The following is a 26287-nucleotide window of genomic DNA, read 5'->3' as shown; positions in this document are numbered from 1 at the left end:
GGGTGCGAACCCCGGCGGTTTTTTCTTGGCCGCAGCCCCCCTAAACGCAGGCTCAAGTCCCCCCGTCCATCGCCGATAAGACCGAAGCCAGCCCGAGCGCCATGCGCGACGGGCGCACCGGCTCGTGGGGAGCCGGACAGAGGAGCCAGCAGTGGAAAAACGGAACGGACGGTCGAGACGCCGGCATGCGCGGGGGGCAGCAGCAGCAGCAGCCCTGTGCCATGCCGCCTCGCGCGTCCGTGTCACCCGGCAGGGGGTCGCGGCATGACCGGCGCCTTACGCCGCGCCGGCCTCTTGTGGCTGGCGGTGCTGGCGGCCACCGCCGCGGTGTCCGCACTGGCCGTCCTGCAGCAGACGTCCTATTCAGCCTTTGTCGAGCGGCATCGCCAGGCCTTGAGCGACGTGGCGGCCTTGCGACAGGCCGACACGCGCTGGACGGTGCAGATTCTCAAGGTCCAGACCGGGACCGCGGCCAACTACGACGCCTTGGCGGACGCGGGGCACGCGGTCACCCGGGCGCGCGATGTCGTCGGCGAGGCCGCCGTCTCGCTGGGCGTCGCCCGCGAGGCGCCGTCACTCGCGGCGTTGCGCGAAGCGCTGTCGAACAAGGCCGAAGCCGCCGAGAGCATCAAGTCCGAACACGCCATCCTGCTGAACTCGCTGCGCTTCATCCCGACGCAACTCGAACAGCTGACCGAGGAACTGCGGCGGCAACGCGATGTGCCGACGGCACGCCGCGACGCCTTTGCCGCACTCGACGCAGCGCGTGCCCTGACACTGGAATTGCTCCGCTTCCTCTCGCACGCCGACAGCTCGTCGCACGACGGGCTCGACACCTCCCTCGCCCACCTGCAAGCGGTGCTGCAATCGGCCGACTCGCTGCCCGACATGTCGGCGTCCAGCGAATTGCTGCAACTCCATGCGCGTTCGGTGTTGCTGCATGAACAGCAAACCCACCGGGCTGCCGCCGCTGCCCTCCAGGCACCGACCGCGGCCACGGTCGAGGCGGTCGAAGCGCAGATCAACGACGTCTTTCGCGACCGGCTGAAGGAACTGCACCGCTACCGAGTCGCGCTGTTCGCACTCGCCACCCTGCTCTGCTCGGCCGCCGTGTACGCCGGGCTCGGCTGGTGGCGCAGCTACCGCGCCCTCGCCGAGGCGCATCGGAACCTCGCACAACAGCTGGTCGAAACACGCCGGCTGATGCGCGAGGCGGCCGAGTTGAGCAATGCCGCCACGCACGACGCGCTGACCGGCATCGCCAACCGGCGCCTGGTCGAAGACCGCCTCGAACAGGCCATCGCGCGTGCCGTTCGCACCCATTCGGGCCTCGCCCTCGTGTTCGCCGATCTCGACGGCTTCAAGGCCGTCAACGACGAACACGGGCACGCGGTGGGCGACAGCTTGCTGATCGAGGTGGCGCGCCGCTTCAAGCACAACGTGCGGGATTGCGACACGGTGGGTCGCCTGGGCGGCGACGAGTTCGTGCTCATCCTCGAGGAAGCCGAGGCCGGCGGCGCGGCCCGGGTGGCGCAGGCGGTGCTGCAAGACATCGAAGCCATCCGGCGTGTCGAAGGCTGTCGAGTGGCCGTGTCGGCCAGCATCGGCATCGTCGGCTGGCATGCCGACTGCGGTCGCGTGATCGATGCGCGCGCGCTGCTGCATCAGGCCGACCTGGCGATGTACGAAGCCAAACGCGCCGGCAAGGGCCGCTGCTGCACGACCATCCTGGCGGCCTGACGACGAGCGAGCGCTGCCGCAGCTCAGTCGCGCGCCGCTAGCAGCGCCTCGGCCACCTCCGCGAACCCTGCCCCCCGCTCGCCGCGCGTCACATACCGCGGCCGGTGGGTCAGCTGCGGCAGGAAGCGGGCGATGTTGGCGACCCCCACGCTGTTGTCGAACCGCTCGAACATCACCTGGTCGTTGGTCGAGTCGCCCACATAGGCCCAACGGTCGAGGTCGGCGCCCAGGTCGATGCCCAGCAACTCGCGCGCGATCCAGACCGCGCCGCGCCATTTGTCGTGCTCCCCGAACCAACCGTTGATGTGGATGGAGCTGACGGTCGCCACCATGCCGGCCTCGCGCATCAGCGCCACCACCTGCTCGATGCGCTCGGGTGGCAGGTGCGCGAACTCGCTGTGATCGACGGCGATATCGGTGACCCGCCCGGCACTGTCGCGGGCCAGGCAGGCGCCCGGCACGTCCGCCAGCACCCGCCGGGCCACCACCGCCAGCCGCTCGGCGTTGGCGCGCCGCACCGCCTCGTCTTGCACAAACCACTGCCGGCCGTCGGGCAACAACGCCATCGCCCCGTTCTCGGGCACGATGGCGGCGACCGGCCACTGCCGCACGAAGGGCTGCGACCAGCCCATGGGCCGGCCGGTGATGGCCACCACCGTGATGCCGGCGTCGCGCAAGGCGCCGAGCGCCGCCTCGGCCTCGCGCGTCAACACACCTTCGGTGGTCAGCGTGTCGTCGATGTCGGTGAACAGGCCGCGCACCGCGCGGCGGCGTTCGAGCGGCCAGTCGCTCAAGGGACGCAAGAACAACTCAGGCGGCCTTTTGCAACACCAGCCCGGCGTGCTCGCGCAGCGGATGGAAATGGATCTTCGGGAACCGCTCCTGGGTCAGCCGCAGATCGTAGGGAGACGTCATCAGGTAGGCCAGCGTGTCGGCGGCGTCGAGTGCGAGCTTGCTGGCGTTGGCGTCGGTGAACTTCTTCAGCTCGTCGGCAGAGTCGGCGGTGATCCAGCGCGCGCCGACGAAGCGCGACGCCATCAGCCGCACGTCGACGCTGTACTCGGCCTTGAGCCGGTGCTGCACCACTTCGAACTGCAGCTGGCCAACCGCGCCGAGCAACATCGCGCCCCCTTCCTGCGGGCGGAACACCTGGATCGCCCCCTCTTCGCCCAGCTGCATCAATCCGGCCTGCAGCTGCTTGCTCTTCATCGGGTTGGCCAACTCCACCGCCTGGAACAGCTCAGGCGCGAAGAAGGGCAAACCGGTGTACTGCAGCGACTCGCCTTCAGTGATGGTGTCGCCCAGCTGCACGCCACCATGCGTCGTGAAACCGATGATGTCGCCCGCATAGGCCTCGTCGACCGCCTCGCGTCGCTGCGACAGAAAGGTCACGACGCTGGTCGGGCGCAGCTCCTTGCCGGTGCGCTGCACCTTGAGCTTCATGCCTTGCGCGTAGCGACCCGAATAGACCCGCACGAAGGCGATGCGGTCGCGGTGCGACGGGTCCATGTTGGCCTGCACCTTGAAGACCACGCCCGAGAACTGTTCTTCGTCGGGCTCGACGACCCGTGTCGTGGTTTGCCGCGGTGCCGGCGACGGCGCCAGGTCGACCAGCGCGTCCAGCACCTCCTGCACGCCGAAGTTGTTGACAGCCGAGCCGAAGAACACCGGCGTCTGCTTGGCCGCCAGAAAGGCTTGCAGGTCGAAGGCCGGCGCGGCTTCGGTGAGCAGCTCGATGTTCTGTTCGGCCAGCTCGAAGTCGTGCCCGAAGCGCTGTCGCAGCGTGTCGGCTTCCGACAGCGGCACCACCTCGTCGTCGGTCACCCGGTCGGCACCCGCCTTGAACAAGCGCATGTTGCGCTGGCGCAGGTTGACGATGCCGCCAAAAGCCTTGCCCTGCCCCACCGGCCAGGTCATCGGCACGCAGGGCATGCCCAGCTCGGCTTCGATCTCGTCAAGCAGCGAGATCGGGTCGCGGCCCTCGCGGTCCATCTTGTTGACGAAGGTGATGATGGGCGTGTCACGCTGGCGGCACACCTCGATCAGACGTTTGGTCTGCGCCTCGACACCGTTGGCCGCGTCGATCACCATCAGCGCCGAGTCGACCGCCGTCAGCACCCGGTAGGTGTCTTCCGAGAAGTCCTTGTGGCCCGGGGTGTCGAGCAGGTTGACGACATGCTCGCGGTAGAGCATCTGCATCACCGAGCTGGCCACCGAGATGCCGCGCTGCTTTTCGATCTCCATCCAGTCAGAAGTCGCGTGGCGCGAGGCCTTGCGGGCCTTGACCGAACCGGCGATGTGGATCGCGCCTGAGAACAGCAACAGCTTTTCCGTCAGCGTGGTCTTGCCCGCGTCGGGGTGGGAAATGATGGCGAAGGTGCGGCGGCGCCGCGTTTCGGATGCGAAGGACACGAACGAATACTCCAGACGAGCCGGACTTAGATGCGATAGCATCCACTCACTTCAGCTCTTAAGCGGCGAGACGCCGCGGGCGCCGGGCGGCGCGAAGCGGAATCGTACCGGTTTTGGGCGCGCAATAGCCGCCCGGCGGGCCGAAACCCTGGCAACGCCGTTCAACCGTGTCTACAATTGCAGGCTTCCGAGGAGCGTTGCAAGGCCGCCCGGCCCCAGGCTCGGAACTTCGTCTTTGCAACTGCGCTCACCCGTATGTGTTCTGTCGGGTGAGGCGCGACCATCGCGAGCGACCACCGGCGTTGCGCCGCACCTTGCTTCAGCACACAGCGGTTTTTCCATCCTGGAGAAACGAATGAACGCTGTCGTCAAACCCCTGCACACCGAGCACCAAGGCGTCGATTGCGCGATCGCCGACTTTTCTCAGGCCGCCTGGGGCCGCAAAGAAATCAAGATCGCCGAAACCGAGATGCCCGGCCTGATGGCCATCCGCGAAGAATTCGCGGCCCAGCAACCGCTGAAAGGCGCGCGCATCACCGGTTCGCTGCACATGACCATCCAGACCGCGGTGCTGGTCGAAACGCTGCAGGCGCTGGGCGCGCAGGTCCGTTGGGCGTCGTGCAACATCTTCTCGACGCAAGACCACGCCGCCGCCGCCCTGGTGGCCGCCGGCACCCCGGTGTTCGCCTACAAGGGCGAGTCGCTGAAAGACTATTGGGACTACACCCACCGCATCTTCGACTTCGGCGCCAAGGGCACGCCGGGCGAAGGCCCCAACATGATCCTCGACGACGGCGGCGACGCGACGCTGCTGATGCACCTCGGCAAGCGCGCCGAGAAAGACGCGTCGCTGATCGCCAACCCGACCAGCGAAGAAGAGCGTGAGCTGTTCGCGGCCATCAAGGCCAAGCTGGCGCAAGACCCCACCTGGTACAGCCGCAAGAGCGCCGAAATCATCGGCGTGACCGAAGAGACGACCACCGGCGTGCACCGTCTGAACGAGATGTCGGCCAAGGGCACGCTGATGTTCCGTGCCATCAACGTCAACGACAGCGTCACCAAGAGCAAGTTCGACAACCTCTATGGCTGCCGCGAGTCGCTGGTGGACGGCATCAAGCGCGCCACCGACGTGATGGTGGCCGGCAAGATCGCCGTGGTCGCCGGTTATGGCGACGTGGGCAAGGGCTCGGCCCAGGCGCTGCGCGCGCTGTCGGCCCAGGTGTGGGTGACCGAGATCGACCCCATCTGCGCGCTGCAGGCCGCGATGGAAGGCTACCGTGTCGTGACGATGGAATATGCCGCCGACAAGGCCGACATCTTCGTCACCGCGACCGGCAACAAGAGTGTCATCACGCACGACCACATGGTCCGCATGAAGGACCAGGCCATCGTCTGCAACATCGGCCACTTCGACAACGAGATCGAGGTCGCGTCGCTCGAGCAGTACCAGTGGGAAGAGATCAAGCCGCAGGTCGATCACGTGATCTTCCCCGATGGCAAGCGCATCATCCTGCTGGCCAAGGGCCGGCTGGTGAATTTGGGCTGCGGCACGGGTCACCCGAGCTATGTGATGTCGTCGAGCTTCGCCAACCAGACGATTGCGCAGATCGAGCTGTTCACGCGGCCCGACTACTACGCGGCAGGCAAGGTCTACGTGCTGCCCAAGCACCTCGACGAAAAGGTCGCCCGTTTGCAGCTGAAGAAGCTGAACGCGCAGCTGACCCAGCTGACCGAAGACCAGGCGGCGTACATCGGCGTGCAGAAGCAAGGCCCGTACAAACCCGACACCTACCGCTACTAAAAATCACGGGGCTCGGCGGCGCCTCAGGCCGCAGGGCGTCGTTGCGAATGCTCGCCATACCTTCCGGTATGGCTGTGCTTCGCGCCTAGCCCTGCGACCTGCTGCACCGCCGCTCCCCGCGATTTGCACGTACTGGGGTCGTGCAACGGCGGGCACGCAGCCGCTGACTTTCAGTCAGGGCTGCGTGTGTTGCGCTGCTTGCGGGAATCATCACTTCGTTCATCGATCGATGCGCGCTGACCAAATGCTTGTCACCCAAGGGCTTGCGCCCACTCGCTCGGCTGCGCAGCGGCTGATCGAGCGGGCAGCGGTCTCTTGGCGGGGGCCGCGGGGATGGGCCGTCGTCCGCAAGGCGGGTGAAGACCTGCCGGAAGGCAGCGTGCTGCAGGTGACCGACGATGCCGAGCTGCGGTTTGTCTCGCGGGGCGGGCTCAAGCTCGAAGGCGCGTTGGCGCGCACCGGGCTCGACGTGCGGGGGCGTTGCTGCCTCGACGTGGGGCAGAGCACGGGCGGGTTTACCGACGTGCTGCTGCAGCACGGTGCGGCACGGGTGGTCGGCATCGACGTGGGTCACGGCCAGCTGCACGCGCGACTGCGCGACGACGAGCGGGTGGTGTGCTACGAAGGCATCAACGCCAAGGAACTGGGCGGGTCCCGCTTTGCGCTCGACCATGCGGGCCGGCGCTTCGACCTGATCGTGGCCGACTTGTCCTTCATCCCGCTGACCCGCGTGCTGCCGTCGCTGGCGGCGTGGCTGGACCTCGGTGCCAGCGCACTGCTGCTGGTGAAGCCGCAGTTCGAGGTCGGCCCGGAGCATGTCGGCAAGGGCGGCCTGGTCAAGGACACGACGCTCTACCCGGTGGTGGAACAGCGCGTACGCGCCGCCTGCATTGCCAACGGCTGGCAGGTGCGCGACTATTTCGACAGCCCGATCCAAGGCGGCGACGGCAACCGCGAATTTTTTGTCTGGGCGCTGCATGCAGCGCCGAACGACTGAGGACACCTCATGAGCAACCTTTCATCAGGCCTGCCGATCAGCCTCGAGTTCTTCCCGCCCAAGACGCCCGACGGCGTCGACAAGCTGAGCGCGGTGCGGCAGAAGCTGTATGCGCTGCGCCCTGAGTACTGCTCGGTCACCTACGGGGCCGGCGGCTCGACGCAGGACGGCACTTTGCAGACCGTGCGCTCCATCCTCGCCGAAGGCTGCGATGCGGCGCCGCATTTCTCGTGCATCGGCGCCAGCAAGGACAGCATTCGCGAGAAGCTGCAGCAGTTCAAGGACGAGGGCATCCGGCGCATCGTGGCCCTGCGCGGCGACCTGCCGTCCGGCTACGGGGGCTTCGGCGAGTTCCGCTACGCCAGCGACCTGGTCGCCTTCATTCGGGCCGAAACCGGCACCCACTTCCACATCGAAGTGGCGGCCTACCCCGAGGTGCACCCGCAGTCGCGCTCGGCAGAAGCCGACCTGCAGGCCTTCATCGCCAAAGTGCAGGCCGGTGCGGACATCGCCATCACGCAGTACTTCTTCAATGCCGACGCCTACTTCCGGTTTGTCGACGACGTGCGCAAGGCGGGCGTCGACATCCCGGTCGTGGCCGGCATCATGCCGATCACCAACTCGTCGCAGCTGATGCGCTTTTCCGACGCCTGCGGCGCCGAGATCCCGCGCTGGATCCGCACCCGGTTGCAAGGCTACGGCGACGACAAGGCCTCGATCCAGGCCTTCGGCCTCGACGTCGTGACGCAGCTGTGCGAGCGCCTTCGTGCGCAAGGTGTGCCCGGGCTGCACTTCTATACGATGAACCAGGCTGGGGCGACCACCGAGATCTGCCGCCGGCTGGGCCTCGGCGGCTGACACCGCGGAACCGTGTGGCCGGGTGGTGCCCTCGCCACCCGGTGGTGCACACGCGCGCATGACCTTCAAGGTCAACCCGCCGCTGATCGGCGTCGGCGTCGGTTACCGCTTCTGAGCCTCGCTCGGGTTCGGGCGGGCGCCCCCCTCCGCCCGCTCAGGCGGATGTAATCCACAACAGTGACAATGGCGGGCTCACGTCGCCCGCCTGCATGTCGCTTCACTCGTTCATCCGCACCACCGCCCGCCATCCCGAGTTCCGCCGTGGAGCGCACGAGATGCTCCACGTCTCGTTCGGCATCGCCGCCTGGGGCCTGGTGACCGGCGTGGCGATGGTCAAGAGCGGCTTGTCGGTGCCGCTCGCCGTGACGATGTCGCTGCTGGTGTTCGCCGGCAGCGCCCAGCTGACCGCCGTGCCCCTGATCGCCGCCGGTGCGCCGATCTGGGTGGTGTGGGCCACGGCCGCCTGCGTCAACCTGCGCTTCGTGATCTTCAGCGCGATGTGGCGGCCCTATTTCACGCGCTTTCCGCGCTGGAAACGCGGCATGTTCGGTTACTTCAGCGGTGACCTGAACTATGTGATGTTCATGAAACGCTTTCCGACACCGGAGCCGGTCGCGGAACACGAGCCCTATTTCTGGGGCGGCGTCGCGATGAACTGGTTTGCCTGGCAAGCTGCGTCGATGCTCGGCATCGCCCTGGCCCACGCGATTCCGGTGGAATGGGGCCTTGGCTTTGCCGGCGTGCTGGCGCTGCTCGGCATCACCTGCTCGCTGCTGCAGGACAAGGCCACCTGGCTGGCGGCCGGCACCGCCGCGGCGGCCGCGGTCGCGGCCTACGCCTTGCCGCTGCGCCTGAACATCCTGGTCGCGATCGCTGCCGCCATCGCGGTCGGCCTGGCCGTCGAAGCCGCCGAACAGGCCCAGCGCCAGGCACGCCGCCACGAGGAGACGCCGCGGTGAGCGACTGGGAAACGCTGTTGGCCATCCTAGGCCTGACGTTGATCACCGTGGTCACGCGCGGCTTTTTCCTGCTGCCCGAGCGCGAACTGCCCCTGCCGGCCTGGCTCAAGCGAGGCCTGCGGTATGCGCCGCTCGCGGCACTTTCGGCCGTCATCGCGCCGGAGGTGTTGATGACCCAGGGCGCGCTGATCTCCACCTGGCAGGACGCCCGGCTGCCCGCCATCGCTGCGGGGACGGTCTATTACTTCTGGCGCCGGGGCATGCTCGGCACCATCCTCGTCGGCATGGCGGTGTTCCTGCCGCTGCGCGTCGCGCTCGGCTGGTAGGGCGGCGCGGCCGCCGCGAGCCGTAACCAAGCCGCGCAGGGAGCGTCCTGCAGCCGCGGCACAATGCGCAGTTGTCGACCCGCCGCAGGCCGCATGCCACCGGCGCCGGTCCCCCCTTCCGAGACCCTAGAGAACGAGGACCATGAACGTACTGCGTTTTACCGATCTGATCGCCCAAGGCAAGGTGCAGGGCCAGCGGGTGTTCATCCGCGCCGACCTGAACGTCCCGCAAGACGACGCCGGCAACATCACCGAAGACACCCGGGTGCGCGCCTCCGTCCCCTGCATCAAAGCCGCGCTCGACGCCGGCGCGGCGGTGATGGTGACCTCGCACCTGGGCCGCCCGACCGAAGGCGAGTTCAAGCCCGAAGACTCGCTGGCCCCGGTGGCGCGCCGGCTGGGCGAGCTGCTGGGCCGCGAGGTGCCGCTGATGTCCGGCTGGGTCGATGGTGTGCAGGTGCAGCCGGGCCAGGTGGTGCTGCTGGAGAACTGCCGCGTCAACAAGGGCGAGAAGAAGAACGACGAAGCGCTGGCGCGCAAGATGGCGACGCTGTGCGACATCTTCGTGCACGACGCGTTCGGCACCGCGCACCGCGCCGAGGCCTCGACCTACGGCATCGCGCAGTTTGCCAAGATCGCCTGTGCCGGCCCGCTGCTGGCCGCCGAGATCGACGCGATCACCAAGGCGCTGAACAATCCGAAGCGTCCGCTGGTGGCGATCGTGGCCGGCTCCAAGGTGTCGACCAAGCTGACCATCTTGCAATCGCTGTCGAAGAACGTCGACCAGCTGATCGTCGGCGGCGGCATCGCCAACACCTTCATGCTGGCCGCCGGCCTGCCGATCGGCAAGTCGCTCGCCGAGCCCGACCTGGTCGACCAGGCCAAGGCCGTGATCGAGGCGATGAAGGCGCGCGGCGCCGCCGTGCCGATCCCGGTCGACGTGGTGGTGGCCAAGGAATTCAAGGCCGACGCGCCGGCGACGGTTAAGGCGGCCAACGCCGTGGCGGCTGACGAGATGATCCTCGACATCGGTCCGCAAACCGCCAAATTGCTGGCCGACCAGCTGAAAGCCGCCGGCACCGTGGTCTGGAACGGCCCGGTCGGCGTGTTCGAGTTCGACGCGTTTGCCGGCGGCACCGAGGCGATCGCCCGTGCCATCGCCGAATCGAGCGCCTTCTCGATCGCTGGCGGCGGTGACACGCTGGCGGCGATCGCCAAGTACGGCATCGAACAGCAGGTCGGCTACATCTCGACCGGTGGCGGCGCCTTCCTGGAAGTGCTGGAAGGCAAGACGCTGCCGGCCTTCGAGATCCTGCAAAAGCGCGCTGCGGGCTGAGTTCCGCCCACGCGCCTCACGAGCCCTGCCCGCCCGCGCGGCCGGCAGGGCTCGCTCTTTTCAGGGTGCGTCGTTTGCTCGGCTGTAACGTCGTCGAATGGCCACAGTGCGACGCGACGAGAGCGAAAAGAACCGGCCTCTGCCATGGGGATGTAACTCCAGCGGGCAAAATGAGGCGGATAATTGGAACAAAGTTACGAACCCGATAACGGAGACAGTTCCCCATGTCGCGCGCTACCAAGATCGTCGCCACTCTCGGCCCCGCCTCGTCCACCCCCGAAATCCTCGAACGCATGATCCACGCGGGTGTCGACGTGGTGCGGCTCAACTTCTCGCACGGCAAGGCGCAGGACCACATCGACCGCGCCAACCTGGTGCGTGAAGCGGCACAGCGCGCGGGCAAACAGGTCGCGATCATGGCCGACTTGCAGGGCCCGAAGATCCGCGTCGGCAAGTTCGAAGGCGGCAAGACCTTTCTGGAGCCGGGCCAGCCGTTCATCCTCGACGCCGGGCTGACCGAATTCGGCAACAACGAACGTGTGGGCCTCGATTACAAGGCCTTGCCGCGCGACGTGAAGCCCGGCGACACGCTGCTGCTCAACGACGGCCTGATCGTGCTGACGGTCGATCGTGTGCAAGGCGAGGAAGTGCACACCTTCGTGAAGATCGGCGGCGAGCTGTCGAACAACAAGGGCATCAACAAGCAGGGCGGCGGCCTGACGGCGCCGGCGCTGACCGCCAAGGACATGGAAGACATCAAGACCGCGATGAGCTTCCAGTGCGAGTACCTGGCGGTGTCCTTTCCGAAGAACGCCACCGACATGGAGATGGCGCGCCAGCTGGCCAACGTCGCCGGCGAGCCGTGGCGCCACAAGCCGCACCTGATCGCCAAGATCGAGCGCAGCGAAGCGATTCCGGTGCTCGAAGCCATCCTGAAGGCGAGCGACGGCATCATGGTGGCGCGCGGCGACCTGGCGGTGGAAGTCGGCAACGCCGCGGTGCCGGCGCTGCAAAAGCGCATGATCAAGATGGCGCGCGAGATGGACAAGGTGGTCATCACCGCGACGCAGATGATGGAGTCGATGATCGTCAACCCAGTGCCCACCCGCGCCGAGGTGAGCGACGTCGCCAACGCCGTGCTCGACGGCACCGACGCCGTGATGCTGAGCGCCGAAACGGCCGCCGGCAAATACCCGGTCGAGACCATCGAGCACATGGCGCTGATCGCGCTGGAAGCCGAACGGGCCGAAGAGATCTCGCTCGACGCCGACTTCAAAAACAAGCACTTTGGGCGCATCGATCAGTCGATCGCCATGGGCGCCCTGTTCACCGCGCACCACCTGGGCTGCAAGGCCATCCTCGCGCTGACCGAGTCGGGCTCCACCGCGCTGTGGATGAGCCGGCACAAGATCCACGTGCCGATCTACGGGCTCACCTCGCAGCCCTTGTCCCAGCGCAAGATGGCGCTCTACCGCAACGTGCGGCCCATCCTGATGCCCACCTACGCCGATCGCGATACCGCGCTGGCCAAGGCCGAGTCGCTGCTGGTCGAGCACGGCGTGCTGAAGCCGGGTGACATCTACGCCATCACCTGCGGCGAGCCGATGGGCTACCCGGGCGGCACCAACATGTTGAAGGTCTGCCGCGTCGGCGGCTGAGCCCGGCGCCTCGGCAGCGCTTCAGTCCATGCGCAGCGACACGCCGGTCGTGACCAGGCTGTCGCCGCGCCGGACGCCCTCGCCCGGGTCGCTGTTGTAGCGGTAGGCGAACCCGGCCGTGAGGCTGAGGCGCTGCGTCACCGCGACCGCGATGGCCGAGTCGAATTCGGCGCGGTAGGTCCCGGTCTCCTCGAGATTCGGCAACACCGCCAGCTTCTGGCGCCACGAGGTGGTCTGCGTCAATCGCAGGTTTGACTCTTCCGCCAGCACCAGTTCCGGACGGCTGTAGGTATCGCGCACCCGGCCCTTGATCTCGACCGGGTCGACAAACCGGTCGCGCGTGTAGCCGAGACCGACCGACACATCCCAGAAGCCGTTGTCGTCGCGGATCAAGTGATGGCCCACACCGGCTGACGCCGCAAAGCGCCGGGCCAGGTTGGCCGGCCGGTCGCGCACGAACTCGCCCCGCCCGAATCCGAACCAGTAGCGCGAGAAGTCGCGGTTGTAATCGCCGGCCAACACGCCGCGGTTGGCCGAAGTGGTGCCCTCATTGCGCGCATACAAGGCGCGAGCCAGCAAGCTGAGCCGGTCGACCTCGGTCGCGCGCACGCTGTCGCCCGACAGGTTGAGGCTGGAACTGTCGGTGTTGCCCGAGGCATGGCTGCCGGCCAGGCCGAACAAGTGGCGCCACTGGCCGTCCGGCTTGACGGTCACCTGGCCCCAGGCGAGGGCGGGCAGGAGGGCGAGCGCGGCCAGCGCGGGAGCGGGAGTACGGAGATTGCAAGGCATGAGGGACGATGGGATGAAGGTCCAGACTGAGATGCGCGCAATCTAGGGAAAGCCGGGCCTGCGCCGTGTAGCCAAAAGTTCAACCTTGCATCTCGATCCCGTTTTCGTTTTGTCATCGAAGCGATACGCCGACCGTTGCGTTGTGCCGCGAATACGCACGGTTTCTTTTCTCGCGCGAACACCCCCCGGTCTGGGGGAATCTGCCATCCGGCCCGGGCCTTGAGATTCGAACGGTCACCAAGCTGTCTGGCGGCCCCGCTAGAATCCCGCCAATTACCTCGCGGTTTCACGGCCGCCCCCTCTCCACAAGAACAGGGGCGACCTGAGGCGCAGCACCGGTTGTCAACTCCCAGGGGCCTCAACATGCCACTCGTCTCGATGCGCCAATTGCTGGACCACGCCGCCGAAAACGGCTACGGCATCCCAGCCTTCAACGTCAACAACCTGGAACAGGTCCAGGCGATCATGAGCGCCGCCGATGAAGTCGGCGCCCCGGTCATCATGCAGGCGTCCGCCGGCGCCCGGAAATACGCAGGTGAAGGGTTTTTGAAACACCTGATACAGGCCGCGGTCGAGTCTTATCCGCACATCCCGGTCGTGATGCACCAGGACCACGGCCAGTCGCCCGACATCTGCAAAGGCGCGATCGACCTCGGCTTCAGCTCGGTGATGATGGACGGCTCGCTGCAGGCCGACGGCAAGACCATCGCCAGCTACGAGTACAACGTCGAGGTCACCAAGAAGGTGGTCGACCTGGCCCACGCGCTGGGCGTGACGGTCGAAGGTGAACTGGGCTGCCTGGGCTCGCTCGAGACCATGAAGGGCGACAAGGAAGACGGCCACGGCACCGACGCGACGATGACGATGGATCAACTGCTGACCGACCCGGAGCAGGCCGCCGACTTCGTCAAGCAGACCCAGCTCGACGCGCTGGCGATCGCGATCGGCACCAGCCACGGCGCCTACAAGTTCACCCGCAAGCCCACCGGCGACATCCTCGCGATCAGCCGCATCAAGGAAATCCACGCCCGCATTCCCAACACCCATCTGGTGATGCACGGTTCGTCGAGCGTGCCGCAAGACCTGCTGGCGGAGATCCGCAAGTACGGCGGCGACATGAAGGAAACCTACGGCGTGCCGGTCGAAGAGATCCAGGAAGCCATCAAATACGGCGTGCGCAAGGTCAACATCGACACCGACATCCGCCTGGCGATGACCGCTGCGATCCGCAAGTTCTTCGTCGAGAACCCCGGCAAGTTCGACCCGCGCGAATACCTGAAGCCGGCGCGCGAAGCCGCCAAGCTGATCTGCAAGCAGCGCTACGTCGAATTCGGCTGCGAAGGCCAGGCCGGTAAAATCAAGGCCATCCCGCTGCCCGAAGTGGCCAAGCGGTATGCCTCGGGTGAACTGGCCCAGGTGGTGCAGTACCGCCAGGTGGCCTGAGCCCCGGCACCGCTGCGGCGGCCGGCACACCCAGCCCGCTCTCGCAGCGGGCTTTTTTGTTTTTGTCGTTGTTGTTTGTTGTTGTCGTCTGCTGGAGACCTGCCCGTGACCGCTGCCCTGCTCAACTCGTCGATCCGTTCGCTGCCGCTGCTTGCCCGCGGCAAGGTGCGCGACAACTACGCGGTCGGCGCGGACCGCATCCTGATGATCGCGAGCGACCGGCTGTCGGCCTTCGACGTGGTGATGGGCGAACCGATCCCGGGCAAGGGCGAGTTGCTGACCCGCATGGCGCTGTTCTGGTTCGAGCGGCTGGCCGGCATCGTGCCGAACCACCTGACCGGCGAAGCGCCCGAGACGGTGGTCGCGGCCGACGAAGTCGAGCAGGTGCGGGGCCGCGCGATGCTGGTCAAGCGCCTCAAGCCGCTGCCCGTGGAGGCCGTGGTGCGCGGCTACCTGGCCGGCAGCGGGTGGAAGGAATATCAGGAGAATGGCCAGGTCTGCGGCGTCCGGCTGCCGGCCGGCCTGCAAAACGCGAGCAAGTTGCCGGAGCCGATCTTCACGCCGGCCACCAAGGCCGAGATGGGCGACCACGACGAGAACATCTCGTTCGACCGGATGAGCCAGATCGTCGGCGCCGAACTGGCGGGCCGCATCCGCGAGGTGTCGATCCAGCTCTATCGAACCGCCGCCGATGACGCGTTGACCAAGGGCATCATCATCGCCGACACCAAGTTCGAGTTCGGCCTCGACCAGAACGGCGAGCTGACGCTGATGGACGAGGTGCTGACGCCCGATTCGTCGCGCTTCTGGCCGGTGGAGGGCTACCGGGTCGGCATCAACCCGCCGAGCTACGACAAGCAGTTCGTGCGCGACTGGCTGGAACAGGCGGTGGTGGAAGGCCGCCCCTGGAACAAGCAGGCGCCGGCGCCAGCCCTGCCGCGCGAGGTGATCGAGAAGACGGCGGCGAAATACCAGGAAGCGCTGACGCGACTGACGGCCGCCTGAGCAGGCGCCGGTCGCCGACCTGCCTGCCGCTGCGGGCTGCAGGTCGGCCGGGGCCGGGGGCTCAGAACAGCGCCATGCTGAGCTTGCGGCGGTACTGGTCGAGCACCGGGTCGGACGGCGCCACGACCGCCTTGCCGGCCACCTCCAGCGCGCCCTTGGCCGGTGCATCGGCCGGCGCCGCGGCCGGCTTGGCCATCAGTTCGAGGATCGCGACGTAGGCCTTGCGGGCCAATTCGTCGTTCCACTTCTTGTCGCGCATCACGATCTCGAGCAGCGCGTCCATCGCTTCGGTCCAGCGTTGCGCCGCGAAATGGATCTGGGCCAGCTCGAAGCGGGCATCGAAGTCGCGCTTGTTGGCGGCAATGGCGGCCTCCAGGGCATCGATCGAGCGGGCCGACGTCGCCTTTTCGCAGGCGTCCAGCCACAGCCCGAAGGCGGCGACCCGCGTGTCGACCAGTGCCTTGCTCGCCACCGGCTCATAGGCCAGCCGCGCATCGCTCGCGCGGCCCGCCTCGAGCAGCAGCTTCACGTAGTCGAGCCGGGCCGCGTCGTTGGCCGGGTCGATCGCGATGGCCTCCTGCAAACGCTCGAGGGCCCGCTCGCTGTCGCCGTCTTCAGCCAACAGTTCCGCTTCATCGCTCGCCAGGTCGTCGGCCGCCCCTTCCACTTCCGGCGGCACATGCTTGTCGAGAAACTGCTGGATCTGCGACTGCGGCAAGGCGCCGACAAAACCGTCGACCGGCTGGCCTTCGCGGAACATCACGCAAAACGGAATGCTGCGCACGCCGAACATGGCCGACAACTGCCCGGCGATTTCGGGCTGGTCGTCCGAATTGAGCTTGGCCAGCACGAAGCGGCCGGCGTATTCGGTTTCGAGCTTTTCGAGCATCGGACCGAGGGTGCGGCAGGGCCCGCACCATGGCGCCCAGATGTCGAGCAGCACCGGCCGCGTCATCGAGGCCTGCAAGACCTCGGTTTCAAAGTTCTGGAGTGTGATGTCGATCATGGACGAAATCCTTGGGTCCTCAAATGAGGTCGCGTCGGCCCGACTCAAGCCCCGCCTAAAATCGGGCTTTTCCGCACCGGAGCGCTCAGTTGACTCAGTCGCCCCTCGTCGGCGTGGTCATGGGGTCCAACAGTGATTGGGACGTCATGCAAAACGCTGCACAGATTCTCGCCGACTTCGGCGTGCCGTATGAGGCTCAGGTTGTCTCCGCGCACCGCATGCCCGATGACATGTTCCGCTATGCCGAAACCGCCGGCACGCGCGGCCTGAAGGCCATCATCGCCGGCGCCGGCGGGGCCGCCCACCTGCCCGGCATGTTGGCCGCCAAAACGCCGGTGCCGGTGCTCGGCGTGCCGGTGCCCAGCAAACACCTGCAGGGTGTCGACTCGCTGCACTCGATCGTGCAGATGCCCAAGGGCATCCCGGTGGCCACCTTCGCGATCGGTGTCGCCGGCGCCGCCAATGCCGCGCTGTTCGCGGTCGCGATGCTGGCCAACGAAGACGCTGCCTTGCGCCAACGGCTCGAGGCCTTCCGCCAACGGCAGACCGAGGCGGCACGCGCGATGACACTGTCGCCGCTGCCGGGGCAGCCATGAAACCGTCCGGCCCCATCCTCCCCGGCGGCACGCTGGGCGTGCTCGGCGGCGGCCAGCTGGGGCGCATGTTCGCGCATGCGGCACAGCAGCTCGGCTATCGCACCGTCGTGCTCGACCCCGACAGCGACAGCCCCGCCGGCAGCATCGCGCACCAGCAGGTGCAGACCGACTACCTCGACGCCCAGGGCCTGGCGACGCTGGCCGCCAGCTGCGATGCGGTCACGACCGAATTCGAGAACGTGCCGGCGCCCGCGCTGGCGCGGCTGGCCGAACAGCTGCCGGTCGCGCCCGCAGCCGAGGCGGTCGCGGTGTGCCAGGACCGTGCGCGCGAGAAGCAACACTTTCGCGATTGCGGCGTGCCTTGCGCACCGTTCGCGGTGATCGAGACCGACGCGCAGCTGCAGGCGGTCGACCCCGGCCTGCTGCCCGGCATCCTGAAGACCGCCCGCCTCGGCTACGACGGCAAGGGCCAGGTGCGGGTGGCGAGCCCGGCCGCCCTGCAAGCAGCTTGGGACGAACTCGGCCGCGTGCCCTGCGTGCTCGAACAACGCCTCGACCTGGCGTTCGAGGTCAGCGTGATCGTCGCCCGCAACGTGCAGGGCGAGCTGGTGCACTTTCCACTGCAGCAGAACCTGCACCGCGACGGCATCCTCGCCGTCACGACGGTGCCGGCCCCCGATCTGACCGCCGAACTGCAGGCACGCGCGATCGGCGCCGCCGAGACGATCGCCGCCACCCTCGGCTATGTCGGCGTGCTGTGCGTCGAGTTTTTCGTGCTCCGCGACGGCTCGCTGGTCGCCAACGAAATGGCGCCGCGTCCGCACAACTCGGGCCATTACACGCTCGACGCCTGCGACGTCTCGCAGTTCGAGCTGCAGGTGCGCGCGATGGCGGGCCTGCCCCTGGTGGCGCCCCGCTTGCATTCGCCGGCGATCATGCTGAACCTGCTGGGCGACTTGTGGTTCCGCGACGGCCAGGCCGAGACCGAGCCGCCGTGGGAGGCCGTCCTCGCGCTGCCGGGCACACATTTGCACCTCTACGGCAAGCGCTCGGCACGTCCGGGCCGCAAGATGGGCCACCTCAACATCACTGGCGCCTCGGCCTCGCAAGTGCGCGAAGTCGCACAACGCTGCGCCGAGCTGCTCGGCCTGCCCGGCCTCTGACCCTTCCCACCCTCAAGCGGACTCACGTGGCACGCATCCTCGACGGTCAAGACCCCAAACAACTCCAGGAGGCGGTGCAGGCGCTGTGCGCCGGCCGGCTGGTCGCCTTCCCCACCGAAACCGTCTACGGCCTCGGTGCCAATGCCGGCGACGACGCGGCCGTGCGGCGTATCTTCGAGGCCAAAGGGCGGCCGGCGAACCATCCCTTGATCGTGCACGTGCCCAACGCCGAGGCCTGTCTGACGCTCGCGAGCGCCGTGCCGCCGGCGGCCCAGAAGCTGATGCAATCGTTCTGGCCGGGGCCGCTCACCGTCATCGTGCCGCGGCGCGGCGAGGCGGCTGCTGCGGCGGCGGGCGGCCAGGACACCATCGGGCTGCGCTGCCCGGCCCATCCGGTCGCCCGGGCCCTGCTCGAAGCCTGCGCCCAGCAAGGTGTGCTGGGCCTCGCGGGGCCGAGCGCCAACGTCTTCGGCCGGGTCAGTCCGACCACCGCCCAGCACGTCGCCGAAGAGTTCGGCGACGACGTGCTGGTGCTCGACGGCGGCCCGTGCGAGGTGGGCATCGAATCGACCATCGTCGACTGTTCGCGCGGACACGCGGTGCTGTTGCGGCCCGGCATGATCACCCGCGCCGAGATTGAGGCGGCCCTCGGCGAGCCCCTGCTCGACCGCGACGACGCCGCGCCGCGCGCCTCGGGTACGCTCGAGGCCCACTACGCGCCGCGGGCCAAGGTGCGGTTGATGAGCGCTGACATCCTGCAGACCGCGCTCCAGGTGCTGGGCGAGAGCCCACCGCGGCTGGCGCTATATTCCCGAACCGTGCGCGCACCGCGAGGCATGCTGCATCGACGTATGCCCGACGACGCGGCCCAGGCGGCGCAGCAGCTGTTTGCCGCGCTGCGCGAGTTCGACGCCGAAGGCGCGGAACTGGTGTGGGTCGAGAGTCCGCCGCCGGCCCCCGAATGGGACGGCGTGCGCGACCGCCTGGTGCGCGCGGCAGCGTCCTGAGCGCGGGCCCGGTCCGTACCGCACCGCGCCGCGCCGCTCTCATTTCTTCAACGGAGTCTTCATGTCCCTGCGCTCTTCCAGCTGGCCGTCCCGTCTCAAGCTCGCCGCGATCACCTGTGTCGCGGCCGTCCTGACCGCCTGCGGCGGCGACGTCTACCAACCCTTCGAGCCGCAGCGCATTCTCTCGATCGGGGACGAATACAGCTACATCGACGCGACCACCGGCGCCAAGTACACGATCAACGCGCTCAGGACCGACGCCGCCGGCGCCTCGGTGCCGAACTGCGACGGCTACTGGCTGTGGACGCAGTACGTCGCTTTCGAATACGGCTTCCGCTTCGCAGAATGCCCGGAGGCCGGAGCAGCCCCCGACACGCGCGCCCGCGCGCTGGCCAAAGAGGGCAGCAAGGTGGCCGACGTGGCGACCCAGCTCGACGCCGCCGGCGGGGTGCAGGCCAACGACATGATCCTGGTGCAGGTGGGCGCCAACGACGTCTGGGAGCTGTACAACCAGTACGGCACCACCGCCGCGACGCTCGATGCTGTGAAGGCCCAGGCCAACAGCCGCGGCAAGGCGCTGGCCGCCCAGCTGCTCGCCTGGACCGAGAAGGGTGCGCGCATCATCGTGATGGACGTGACCGACCAGAGCGACACGCCCGAGGCGCGCAGCGCGACGGGCGCCGACGTCTTCAATGGGCTGGAGCAGCTGAGCACGGCCTTCAACGAAGGTCTGCGCGCCGGCCTGAGCGGCGACCAGCGCAAGATCGCCTTGATCCTGGCCAACAACCGGGTCAAGGAGGCGGTGGACGACGAGCGCTACAACTTCGACAACCGCACCGACGCCGCCTGCGTCGACGGACTGGCGAGCCCCAAGCTCTGCAACACCGGGACGCTCAAGCCCGACGTCGACCCCAATGTCGACAACGCCAACTACATCTTCTCGTCGGGCCGTTACCTGACGCCCGTGATGCACCGTTTGCTCGGCGACCTCGCCCGCAGTCAGGCCGACCGCCAGCCCTTCTGACGCCGAGTCCCGGCGGCGCCACGGCTCAACGTGCCGTGGGCCTGCCCGGCCCCAGGGGCGACGCGCGGTAGCGGATCTTCATCACGAGGATGGCGCCCGCCAGCGAAAGTGTGATCACGTTGGCGATGATGAGCGGCCAGGCGCCCAGCAGCAGGCCGTAGGCCAGCCACAAGGCGATGCCGAGCGTGAAGGCGCTGTACATGCTCAGCGAAATGCCGCTGACGTCACGGGTGCGGAAGGTCAGCAGGGCCTGGGGCACGAACGAAGCCGTCGTGAGGACGGCGGCGGCATAGCCCAGGCCGTCGGCCAATGCGAGGTTCATGGAAGGTCCTTGGCGGTCCAGTCGATCAAGGCGTCGAGCGCGGGGCGCGCCGCCGTTGCATTCGGGTGGTTGATCAGCGCCACCAGCACATAACGTTGGCCGCTGTCGGCCAACACATAGCCGGCCAGACTGGCCACATCGCGCAGGGTGCCCGTCTTCAGATGGGCCCGGCCCACTGCCTGGGCGCCGGAGCGGCGCAAGGTGCCGTCCACGCCGGTGATGGGCAGCGAGCCGAGCAGTTCCGGCATCACCGGCGCGGCCCAGGCCGACTGCAGCAAACGCGCGAGAAACGCGGCGCTCAGGCGCTCGTCGCGCGACAGACCGGCACCGTTGTCCAGCACCAGCTCCGGCACGGCACCCCATTTGGCCTGCACCCACTGCGCCACCACCGCCCGCGCGTCGGCGTCGGTCCCCAGGCCGCGTCGCTCGAGCGCCAAGGTCAGGAACAGCTGCCGCGCCATGGTGTTGTGGCTGAACTTGTTGACGTCGCGGACCACCTCGGCCAATGGCGGCGACTCGCTCTCGAACAGCGGCGCCGTGTCACGCGGCGCCACGCCGTCGCGCACCAGCCCGCGCAAGCCGCCCCCGAGCCCACGCCACAAGGCTTCGACGGCACGCGCGTTGAAACTTTTCGGGTCGGCATAGGCGATCGACCAGCGTCGCTCGCCACAGGCCAAGGCGTAGGCGCCGCGAAACGTCAGGCGCTGCAAGCCACCCAGGTCGGCGCGCAGCGCAGGCTGCCAGTCGGCGCAGGGCGCGGTGTGGTCGAGCGGCACGCGCCGGTCGACCTCGACGCCGGCCAGCGGCGGGTCGGCCGAAATGCGGGCGATGCCACGTGCCGGCTCGGGCGTGAAGGTCAGCGTGAGCGCCTTGTAGTTGACCAGCAGCGCGTCCGGCAGCACGTTGTAGGGGCGCAGCGGCTCGCCGTCGAAACGGCCGGGGTCGCGCTCGGCCACATCGAAGGCGACACGGTCGAGCACGATGTCGCCGGCGATCTCGGTGATGCCCAGCTGCTGCACCCGCCGCAGCAGCAGCCACAGGCGTTCCATCACCAGCTGGGGATCGCCCTGCCCCTTCAGGTAGAGGTTGCCGTGCAGCACGCCGTCTCGCACGTCGCCTTCGACGTAGACCGGCGTGCGCCACGTGTAGGCAGGGCCGAGCAGGTCGAGCGCGGCATAGGTGGTGACGAGCTTCATCACCGAGGCCGGGCTCATCGTGGCGGCGGCACGGTGAGACAAGCGCGGCTGCGTCGCACCGACCTCGATCACCTGCACCGCCACCGCGTCGGCCGGCACCCCGGCCCGCTGCAGTGCGGCGGCGACCTCGGCCGGCAACGGGGCGGCAGGGGGCATCACATCGGCCCGTGCCGGCAGACACATCCACAAGGCGACGGCCAGCCAGCCGCCGCCCTTGAACCAAGAGCAAGACAAACGCATGCCGGCATTATCGAGTGGCCCTCTGCGGGGCCCGGGTCGGCACCCCCGCTAAACTGCCGGGGTGTATCCCTGACCCCGTTTGGCCTGCCTCCCGTGTCGTCCCCCGCCCCTGTCCTGCTCGCGCTCGAAACCGCCACCGAAACCATGTATCTCGGCGTCGCGGTCGGCACGCGGGTGCTGAGCCGCGTCGACCACGGCGGCGCGCAGGCGTCGGCCCGGCTGCTGCCCGCGCTGCTGGCGCTGCTTGAGGAAGCGGGCGTCGGCCTGCAACAGGTCGATGCGATCGCCTTCGGGCGCGGCCCGGGCGCCTTCACCGGGCTGCGCACGGCCTGCTCGGTCACGCAGGGCCTGGCCTTCGGCGCCGGCAAGCCGGTGCTGCCGATCGACACGCTGCTGGTGGTCGCCGAGGCCGCGCGGCAACACCACGGTTGCACCGACGTGTGGGCGACGCTCGACGCCCGCATGAATGAAATCTACGCGGCGCACTACCGCCACGACGGCAGCCGCTGGCACACGCAACGCCCGCCGGCCTTGTACAGCGCGCCGGCGCTGGCAGAACAGCTCGCCCGAGAGGGCACGCCCGCCGTGGCCGGCAATGCCGCCGAGGTGCACCGGGCCAGCCTCGCGACCGGGCCGTGGCAATTGCTGCCCGACGCCGTGCCCGACGCCGGCGCGCTGCTGGCACTGGCGCAGGCGGCATGGGCACGGGGCGAAGCGGTCGACGCCGCCGAGGCCCTGCCGCTGTACATCCGCGACAAGGTCGCGCAAACCACCGCAGAGCGTGAGGCGCAGAAATCGGCGCAGGGGGAGGTGGCTCAGTGAGCGTGTTGCCTGTCCCAGCGCCTTCGCCGCAATTCGTGCCGATGACCGTGGCCTCGTTGCGCGAGGTCCTGCCGGTCGAACAGGCCGCCTACGAGTTCCCCTGGACGCGCGGCAACTTCATCGACTCGCTGCATGCCGGCTACGACGCGCAGTTGCTGATGCGCGACGACGGGACCCTGATCGGCTACTTCGTCGCCATGGCGGGGGTCGATGAAATGCATCTGCTGAACCTGACCGTGACACCCTCTTTCCAGCGGCAAGGGCATGCGCTGCGCCTGCTCGACGCGCTGTGCGACCTGGCTCGCAGCGAACGCGGCGCGCACCAGCTGTGGCTGGAGGTGCGCGTGAGCAACCTGCGCGCAAGGGCGGTCTATGACCGTTACGGCTTTCGCAGCGTGGGCCTGCGCCGCGGCTACTACCCCGCCGCCGCCGGGCGCCGCGAAGACGCCATCGTGATGAGCTTGGGCCTATGAGTTGGGACGACCGCCAGCGAGCGATGCTCAAGGAGATGGGGATCGTGCCGTGGGAACCCCGGCGCGACGACGTTGCGCCGGAGGCAGCCGAGGCCGCAAGCTTTGCGTCCGAGGTGAGGCTCCACAAGGCGGCACCGCCGCCCGCCTCGCCACATGCCGAAGAAGACGTGGCAGCCGCGCCGCCCATGCCCGATCCGCAGCCGATCGACGTGCTGGCCGCACTCGAACCCCAACTCGACGCGCTCGCCGAACGGCAGGACCGGGGTTTGGGCGGGGGCGGGCCGAGGCGGCCAGGCCCCACCGCACCGCTCGTGCCGACGGCGCGCCGCCCGAGCGGTGTGGAGCAAATGGACTGGACCGCGCTGCGCGACGCCGTCGCAGGCTGCACGGCGTGCAAGCTGTGCAGCAGCCGGCGCAACACGGTGTTCGGCGTCGGCCACCCGCAGGCCGACTGGATGGTCGTCGGCGAAGCGCCGGGGGAGCAGGAAGACCTCAAGGGCGAGCCCTTCGTCGGCCAGGCCGGCAAGCTGCTCGACAACATGCTGCGGGCCGTGGGCCTGACGCGCCAGGAGGCCGGGCCCCAGCAGCAGGTGTTCATCGCCAACGTGCTGAAGTGCCGGCCGCCGCACAACCGCAACCCCGAGCCCGAAGAAGTGGCCCAGTGCGAGCCCTATCTGCAACGGCAGGTGGAACTGGTGCAGCCCAAGATCATCCTCGCGATGGGCCGTTTTGCGGTGCAGTCACTGCTGCAGACGAGCGAGCCGATCGGCAGGCTGCGGGGCCGCGTGCACCGTTATCACGGCGTGCCGGTCATCGTCACCTACCACCCGGCCTATCTGCTGCGCAACCTGCCCGACAAGGCCAAGGCATGGGAAGACCTGTGCCTGGCCAAGGACACTGCGACGGCTTCGACAGGCTGACAGCACCGCCTGCCCATGCCCGTCGTGACGCTGCCCGACATGGTGTGCCGTGAGGGCGACGCCGTGCTGGACGACTTGCGCTGGCTGCTGCTGTCGCCCCCGTTGCTGGCCGAAGGTCGCATCGATGCCCCGGTGCAGCGCTTCGAGCCGCACCAGCGGGCTGCCATCGAGGCCTGGCTGGCAGGCCTGCGCGCTCGCGAGGGCGGGCCGCGAGACGCGTTCGAGCTGCAGGCCGGGGCAACGCGCCAACCGCTCGGCCGCCATGCCGAACGGCTGCTCGAGTTCTATTTGCGGCATGGACCGGTCCATCGTCTGGTGGCCGCCAACCTGCCCTTGCGCCGCCCCGCTGGGGAACGATGCGGGCTGGACGACACCACCATCGGCGAGATCGACTTTCTGCTCGAGGACGACACCGGGCAAGCCTGGCACTGGGAGTTGGCGGTCAAGTTCTTCCTCTGCACCGCGACCGGCCCAACCGCAATGGCCGCCGATTTTGTCGGCCCCGACCGCGCCGAAACCCTGCCCGGCAAGCTGGCCAAGCTGTTCGAACGCCAGCTGAGACACACGCCGCCCCCGCCCTGGGACGACCGCGCCTGGCGGCCGCAGGCCTACACCCGCGGCTGGATGTTCTACCGCCACGACCGCCCGGTGCCGCTCTGTGACCTGCTCGCGCCCGACCACTTGCAGGGGCGCTGGATCGAATGGAGGCGATTGAACGACCTGCCCGACGGCCACTACCTGCCTTTGCCCCGGGCGCGCTGGATGGTGCCGGCGCGCGTGCCGGGCACGTCCACCCCGATCCGTCGTGAAGCACTGGCCGCAGAAGTGGCGCGTCGGTGGGCCGAGGCGCCACCTCGCGGCGCCCGCCGCTGGCCGAGTGCACAGCTGTACGCCCGGGTGGCGCGGCGCGAGCAGGCGTGGCAAGAGTGCGAGCGCTGGTTCGTGGTGCCCGACGGCTGGGACCGGCCCGAGGTTTGAGGCGCAGGCGGGGACGGGTCGCAGCCGCTTGCGGGTCCGACACGCACGCACGGCAGCGGCAAGTGCGTCCGCCCGAGGGGACCGCGGATCAGTGCGTCGAGCCCAGGTAGCGCTTGCGCCAGAAGAACGCGCCCAGTCCGAGGCCCACCGCCAGCATGATGCCGAAGGCGACCCACACGCCGGTGGTCGAGTGGATCAAGGGCAGCGCGTCGAAGTTCATGCCGAAGATGCCGGTGATCAGGTTGAGCGGCAGGAACACGGCGGTCAACACGGTCAAGGTGCGCATGATGGCGTTGGTGCGGTGGCTCTGCGCCGAAAAATGCATCTGCACCGCCGTTTCGGCCGACGACTCGAGCCGCCGCACGTGCTGCAACACCCGCTCGATGTGCTCGAGCACGTCGCGCGACCGCACCCGCAGCAACTCGCGCTCGCGTACGACCCGCTTGTCGGTCGTGGCCGGCCACTCTTCGAAGGTGTCGATCCACTCCTGCACCGCACTGCGCTGGTCTTCGCAGATGTCTTCCAGCGCGTGCAGCGTGTTGCGAGAGTCCAGCAGCACCTGCCAGCTGCGGAAGGTGCCGCGCGGGCTCAGCAGTTCATGTTGCAGGTAGCCGAGCTGCCGGGTCAGCAAGCGGCGCAGTTCGAGATAACCGTCGACGATGTGGTTGACCATGCGCAGCATCTGGTCGTCGGGCGACGTGGGCAGGCGCGAGGAGGCCCCGCGGCCCTCGCTGCGCGCCTCGGCGCGTCCTTCGCCGCTGCTCTGGCTCATCTGGGTCAAGCGGCCGATGAAAAACTCATGCACCTGGCAGTCCACCGGGTGCACCGAAATCAGCACGCGGTCGAAGATGGCGAAGCCGACCGGGCTGGTGTCGATCGACTGCAAGGCCTGCTGGGCCGAGCTGAGCGAGCCCTGCTGCTCGTCGAGGAACAGCGCGCTCGTGCCCGCCCCCGCGGCGAGGCGCCGAAACACCAGCAGGTCGTACCACGAGGTGTAGTCGAAGTGCGAAGGCAGCTGGTTGTTGAGCAGGTCGGAAATGTGCAGGTCGACCAGCGGCCCGCCAGTCCAGGCGATCAGCAGCGGCTGCAGCAGCGCGAGGTTGACTTCGAACTGTCGACGCGAGATGGCAATCCAGAGATAACCCTGCGCGGGCAGCGACTCGGGGAGCGCTTCGAGTTCGGTGAACTTCGAGTTGACATGGAAGACACGCATCGC

At 68.2% G+C, this 26287-nt stretch carries 25 protein-coding genes and 1 riboswitch; of the genes, 18 read left to right on the top strand and 7 right to left on the bottom strand.

Going from position 1 to position 26287, the window contains the following annotated elements; genetic code table 11:
* The first annotated feature begins 264 nt into the window (after positions 1–264).
* A complete protein-coding gene (locus tag AAW51_RS27855; protein ID WP_053013347.1) occupies positions 265–1740 on the top strand; it encodes a diguanylate cyclase domain-containing protein in 1476 nt (491 codons plus the stop codon).
* 23 nt (positions 1741–1763) lie between these two features.
* Here AAW51_RS27855 and AAW51_RS04695 read toward each other — a convergent pair whose 3' ends face one another.
* Positions 1764–2543: an HAD family hydrolase gene (locus tag AAW51_RS04695; protein WP_047197422.1), complete on the bottom strand. Its 780-nt coding sequence runs from the start codon at positions 2541–2543 to the stop codon at positions 1764–1766.
* 7 nt (positions 2544–2550) lie between these two features.
* Positions 2551–4152 carry a peptide chain release factor 3 gene (locus AAW51_RS04690; RefSeq protein WP_047193668.1) on the bottom strand — a complete coding sequence of 534 codons (1602 nt, stop codon included), beginning with the start codon at positions 4150–4152 and terminating at the stop codon, positions 2551–2553.
* A gap of 183 nt (positions 4153–4335) precedes the next feature.
* Positions 4336–4408: riboswitch (S-adenosyl-L-homocysteine riboswitch) on the top strand.
* Positions 4409–4507: 99 nt separating this feature from the next.
* Between AAW51_RS04690 and ahcY the strand changes: the two genes are divergently transcribed.
* The 7 genes from ahcY (at position 4508) to pyk (ending at position 12087) form a co-directional block, all read left to right on the top strand.
* On the top strand, positions 4508–5953 hold the full coding sequence (gene ahcY, locus AAW51_RS04685) for an adenosylhomocysteinase (RefSeq protein ID WP_047193667.1): 1446 nt from the start codon (positions 4508–4510) through the stop codon (positions 5951–5953).
* A 244-nt stretch (positions 5954–6197) separates the two neighbouring features.
* Positions 6198–6950, top strand: coding sequence for a TlyA family RNA methyltransferase (locus AAW51_RS04680; protein WP_335337661.1), 753 nt, complete (start codon positions 6198–6200; stop codon positions 6948–6950).
* 9 nt (positions 6951–6959) lie between these two features.
* On the top strand, positions 6960–7808 hold the full coding sequence (gene metF / locus AAW51_RS04675; RefSeq protein ID WP_047193665.1) for a methylenetetrahydrofolate reductase [NAD(P)H]: 849 nt from the start codon (positions 6960–6962) through the stop codon (positions 7806–7808).
* A 209-nt stretch (positions 7809–8017) separates the two neighbouring features.
* Positions 8018–8767: an AzlC family ABC transporter permease gene (locus AAW51_RS04670; protein WP_047193664.1), complete on the top strand. Its 750-nt coding sequence runs from the start codon at positions 8018–8020 to the stop codon at positions 8765–8767.
* Positions 8764–9093 (top strand): AzlD domain-containing protein, encoded by a 330-nt coding sequence (locus tag AAW51_RS04665; RefSeq protein WP_047193663.1) that lies wholly within the window; start codon positions 8764–8766, stop codon positions 9091–9093. Before AAW51_RS04670 ends, AAW51_RS04665 begins: the two co-directional genes overlap by 4 nt.
* 142 nt (positions 9094–9235) lie before the next feature.
* Positions 9236–10429, top strand: a complete 1194-nt coding sequence (locus tag AAW51_RS04660; RefSeq protein ID WP_047193662.1) for a phosphoglycerate kinase — start codon at positions 9236–9238, stop codon at positions 10427–10429.
* A gap of 224 nt (positions 10430–10653) precedes the next feature.
* Complete coding sequence (pyk, locus tag AAW51_RS04655) at positions 10654–12087, top strand: pyruvate kinase (protein ID WP_047193661.1); 1434 nt, start codon at positions 10654–10656, stop codon at positions 12085–12087.
* A 21-nt stretch (positions 12088–12108) separates the two neighbouring features.
* Here the strand turns inward: pyk and AAW51_RS04650 are convergent, their stop codons facing one another.
* A complete protein-coding gene (locus tag AAW51_RS04650; RefSeq protein ID WP_047193660.1) occupies positions 12109–12876 on the bottom strand; it encodes a DUF481 domain-containing protein in 768 nt (255 codons plus the stop codon).
* 363 nt (positions 12877–13239) lie between these two features.
* Here AAW51_RS04650 and fba point away from each other — a divergent pair, with 363 nt between their 5' ends.
* Positions 13240–14319: a class II fructose-bisphosphate aldolase gene (fba, locus tag AAW51_RS04645; protein WP_047193659.1), complete on the top strand. Its 1080-nt coding sequence runs from the start codon at positions 13240–13242 to the stop codon at positions 14317–14319.
* A 105-nt stretch (positions 14320–14424) separates the two neighbouring features.
* Positions 14425–15324 carry a phosphoribosylaminoimidazolesuccinocarboxamide synthase gene (locus AAW51_RS04640; protein WP_047193658.1) on the top strand — a complete coding sequence of 300 codons (900 nt, stop codon included), beginning with the start codon at positions 14425–14427 and terminating at the stop codon, positions 15322–15324.
* A gap of 61 nt (positions 15325–15385) precedes the next feature.
* Here the strand turns inward: AAW51_RS04640 and AAW51_RS04635 are convergent, their stop codons facing one another.
* Positions 15386–16330, bottom strand: a complete 945-nt coding sequence (locus AAW51_RS04635) for a tetratricopeptide repeat protein (protein ID WP_047193657.1) — start codon at positions 16328–16330, stop codon at positions 15386–15388.
* Positions 16331–16476: 146 nt separating this feature from the next.
* On the opposite strand from AAW51_RS04635, the gene purE reads away from it, so the two are divergent.
* From purE to AAW51_RS04615, 4 genes are all read left to right on the top strand, one after another.
* A complete protein-coding gene (purE, locus tag AAW51_RS04630) occupies positions 16477–16926 on the top strand; it encodes a 5-(carboxyamino)imidazole ribonucleotide mutase (protein WP_238947761.1) in 450 nt (149 codons plus the stop codon).
* Positions 16923–18089: a 5-(carboxyamino)imidazole ribonucleotide synthase gene (locus tag AAW51_RS04625; RefSeq protein WP_047193656.1), complete on the top strand. Its 1167-nt coding sequence runs from the start codon at positions 16923–16925 to the stop codon at positions 18087–18089. Before purE ends, AAW51_RS04625 begins: the two co-directional genes overlap by 4 nt.
* Positions 18090–18115: 26 nt before the next feature.
* Positions 18116–19096: an L-threonylcarbamoyladenylate synthase gene (locus AAW51_RS04620; protein ID WP_083438083.1), complete on the top strand. Its 981-nt coding sequence runs from the start codon at positions 18116–18118 to the stop codon at positions 19094–19096.
* A 61-nt stretch (positions 19097–19157) separates the two neighbouring features.
* Positions 19158–20120: an SGNH/GDSL hydrolase family protein gene (locus AAW51_RS04615; RefSeq protein WP_047193655.1), complete on the top strand. Its 963-nt coding sequence runs from the start codon at positions 19158–19160 to the stop codon at positions 20118–20120.
* A 25-nt stretch (positions 20121–20145) separates the two neighbouring features.
* Here AAW51_RS04615 and AAW51_RS04610 read toward each other — a convergent pair whose 3' ends face one another.
* Together AAW51_RS04610 and dacB are read right to left on the bottom strand one after the other, a co-directional pair.
* Positions 20146–20442, bottom strand: a complete 297-nt coding sequence (locus tag AAW51_RS04610; protein WP_047193654.1) for a SemiSWEET transporter — start codon at positions 20440–20442, stop codon at positions 20146–20148.
* Positions 20439–21878: a D-alanyl-D-alanine carboxypeptidase/D-alanyl-D-alanine endopeptidase gene (dacB, locus tag AAW51_RS04605; protein WP_047193653.1), complete on the bottom strand. Its 1440-nt coding sequence runs from the start codon at positions 21876–21878 to the stop codon at positions 20439–20441. The genes AAW51_RS04610 and dacB overlap by 4 nt, the downstream gene beginning before the upstream one ends.
* 93 nt (positions 21879–21971) lie before the next feature.
* On the opposite strand from dacB, the gene tsaB reads away from it, so the two are divergent.
* Genes tsaB through AAW51_RS04585 form a run of 4 tightly spaced genes read left to right on the top strand, consistent with a single transcriptional unit; the run spans position 21972 to position 25071 of the window.
* A complete protein-coding gene (gene tsaB, locus AAW51_RS04600) occupies positions 21972–22700 on the top strand; it encodes a tRNA (adenosine(37)-N6)-threonylcarbamoyltransferase complex dimerization subunit type 1 TsaB (protein WP_238947760.1) in 729 nt (242 codons plus the stop codon).
* A gap of 41 nt (positions 22701–22741) precedes the next feature.
* Positions 22742–23173, top strand: a complete 432-nt coding sequence (gene rimI, locus AAW51_RS04595; protein WP_083438082.1) for a ribosomal protein S18-alanine N-acetyltransferase — start codon at positions 22742–22744, stop codon at positions 23171–23173.
* The gene (locus AAW51_RS04590; protein WP_047193650.1) at positions 23170–24093 is read left to right on the top strand and encodes a uracil-DNA glycosylase; all 924 of its coding nucleotides are present in this window, start codon (positions 23170–23172) and stop codon (positions 24091–24093) included. The genes rimI and AAW51_RS04590 overlap by 4 nt, the downstream gene beginning before the upstream one ends.
* 15 nt (positions 24094–24108) lie before the next feature.
* Positions 24109–25071 carry a DUF1853 family protein gene (locus tag AAW51_RS04585; protein WP_053013346.1) on the top strand — a complete coding sequence of 321 codons (963 nt, stop codon included), beginning with the start codon at positions 24109–24111 and terminating at the stop codon, positions 25069–25071.
* An 88-nt stretch (positions 25072–25159) separates the two neighbouring features.
* Here the strand turns inward: AAW51_RS04585 and AAW51_RS04580 are convergent, their stop codons facing one another.
* Positions 25160–26284 carry a magnesium transporter CorA family protein gene (locus AAW51_RS04580; RefSeq protein WP_047193649.1) on the bottom strand — a complete coding sequence of 375 codons (1125 nt, stop codon included), beginning with the start codon at positions 26282–26284 and terminating at the stop codon, positions 25160–25162.
* Positions 26285–26287: the final 3 nt, after the last annotated feature.

The organism is Caldimonas brevitalea (assembly GCF_001017435.1).
GTDB classification, from domain to species: domain Bacteria; phylum Pseudomonadota; class Gammaproteobacteria; order Burkholderiales; family Burkholderiaceae_C; genus Caldimonas; species Caldimonas brevitalea.
The sequence above is the reverse complement of the archived record's forward strand: the minus strand, read 5'-3'. Positions and strand labels throughout refer to the sequence as shown.

Excerpts from the sequence above, each read along its gene's own strand:
- AAW51_RS04615 (WP_047193655.1), top strand. The coding sequence starts at position 19,158 with ATGTCCCTGCGCTCTTCCAGCTGGCCGTCCCGTCTCAAGCTCGCCGCG.
- purE (WP_238947761.1), top strand. The coding sequence starts at position 16,477 with ATGCAAAACGCTGCACAGATTCTCGCCGACTTCGGCGTGCCGTATGAG.
- pyk (WP_047193661.1), top strand. The coding sequence starts at position 10,654 with ATGTCGCGCGCTACCAAGATCGTCGCCACTCTCGGCCCCGCCTCGTCC.
- rimI (WP_083438082.1), top strand. The coding sequence starts at position 22,742 with ATGACCGTGGCCTCGTTGCGCGAGGTCCTGCCGGTCGAACAGGCCGCC.
- dacB (WP_047193653.1), bottom strand. The coding sequence starts at position 21,878 with ATGCGTTTGTCTTGCTCTTGGTTCAAGGGCGGCGGCTGGCTGGCCGTC.
- AAW51_RS04585 (WP_053013346.1), top strand. The coding sequence starts at position 24,109 with ATGCCCGTCGTGACGCTGCCCGACATGGTGTGCCGTGAGGGCGACGCC.
- metF (WP_047193665.1), top strand. The coding sequence starts at position 6,960 with ATGAGCAACCTTTCATCAGGCCTGCCGATCAGCCTCGAGTTCTTCCCG.
- AAW51_RS04610 (WP_047193654.1), bottom strand. The coding sequence starts at position 20,442 with ATGAACCTCGCATTGGCCGACGGCCTGGGCTATGCCGCCGCCGTCCTC.
- AAW51_RS04625 (WP_047193656.1), top strand. The coding sequence starts at position 16,923 with ATGAAACCGTCCGGCCCCATCCTCCCCGGCGGCACGCTGGGCGTGCTC.
- AAW51_RS04590 (WP_047193650.1), top strand. The coding sequence starts at position 23,170 with ATGAGTTGGGACGACCGCCAGCGAGCGATGCTCAAGGAGATGGGGATC.
- fba (WP_047193659.1), top strand. The coding sequence starts at position 13,240 with ATGCCACTCGTCTCGATGCGCCAATTGCTGGACCACGCCGCCGAAAAC.
- AAW51_RS04650 (WP_047193660.1), bottom strand. The coding sequence starts at position 12,876 with ATGCCTTGCAATCTCCGTACTCCCGCTCCCGCGCTGGCCGCGCTCGCC.
- AAW51_RS04660 (WP_047193662.1), top strand. The coding sequence starts at position 9,236 with ATGAACGTACTGCGTTTTACCGATCTGATCGCCCAAGGCAAGGTGCAG.
- AAW51_RS04635 (WP_047193657.1), bottom strand. The coding sequence starts at position 16,330 with ATGATCGACATCACACTCCAGAACTTTGAAACCGAGGTCTTGCAGGCC.
- AAW51_RS04680 (WP_335337661.1), top strand. The coding sequence starts at position 6,198 with ATGCTTGTCACCCAAGGGCTTGCGCCCACTCGCTCGGCTGCGCAGCGG.
- ahcY (WP_047193667.1), top strand. The coding sequence starts at position 4,508 with ATGAACGCTGTCGTCAAACCCCTGCACACCGAGCACCAAGGCGTCGAT.
- AAW51_RS04580 (WP_047193649.1), bottom strand. The coding sequence starts at position 26,284 with ATGCGTGTCTTCCATGTCAACTCGAAGTTCACCGAACTCGAAGCGCTC.
- AAW51_RS27855 (WP_053013347.1), top strand. The coding sequence starts at position 265 with ATGACCGGCGCCTTACGCCGCGCCGGCCTCTTGTGGCTGGCGGTGCTG.
- AAW51_RS04670 (WP_047193664.1), top strand. The coding sequence starts at position 8,018 with ATGTCGCTTCACTCGTTCATCCGCACCACCGCCCGCCATCCCGAGTTC.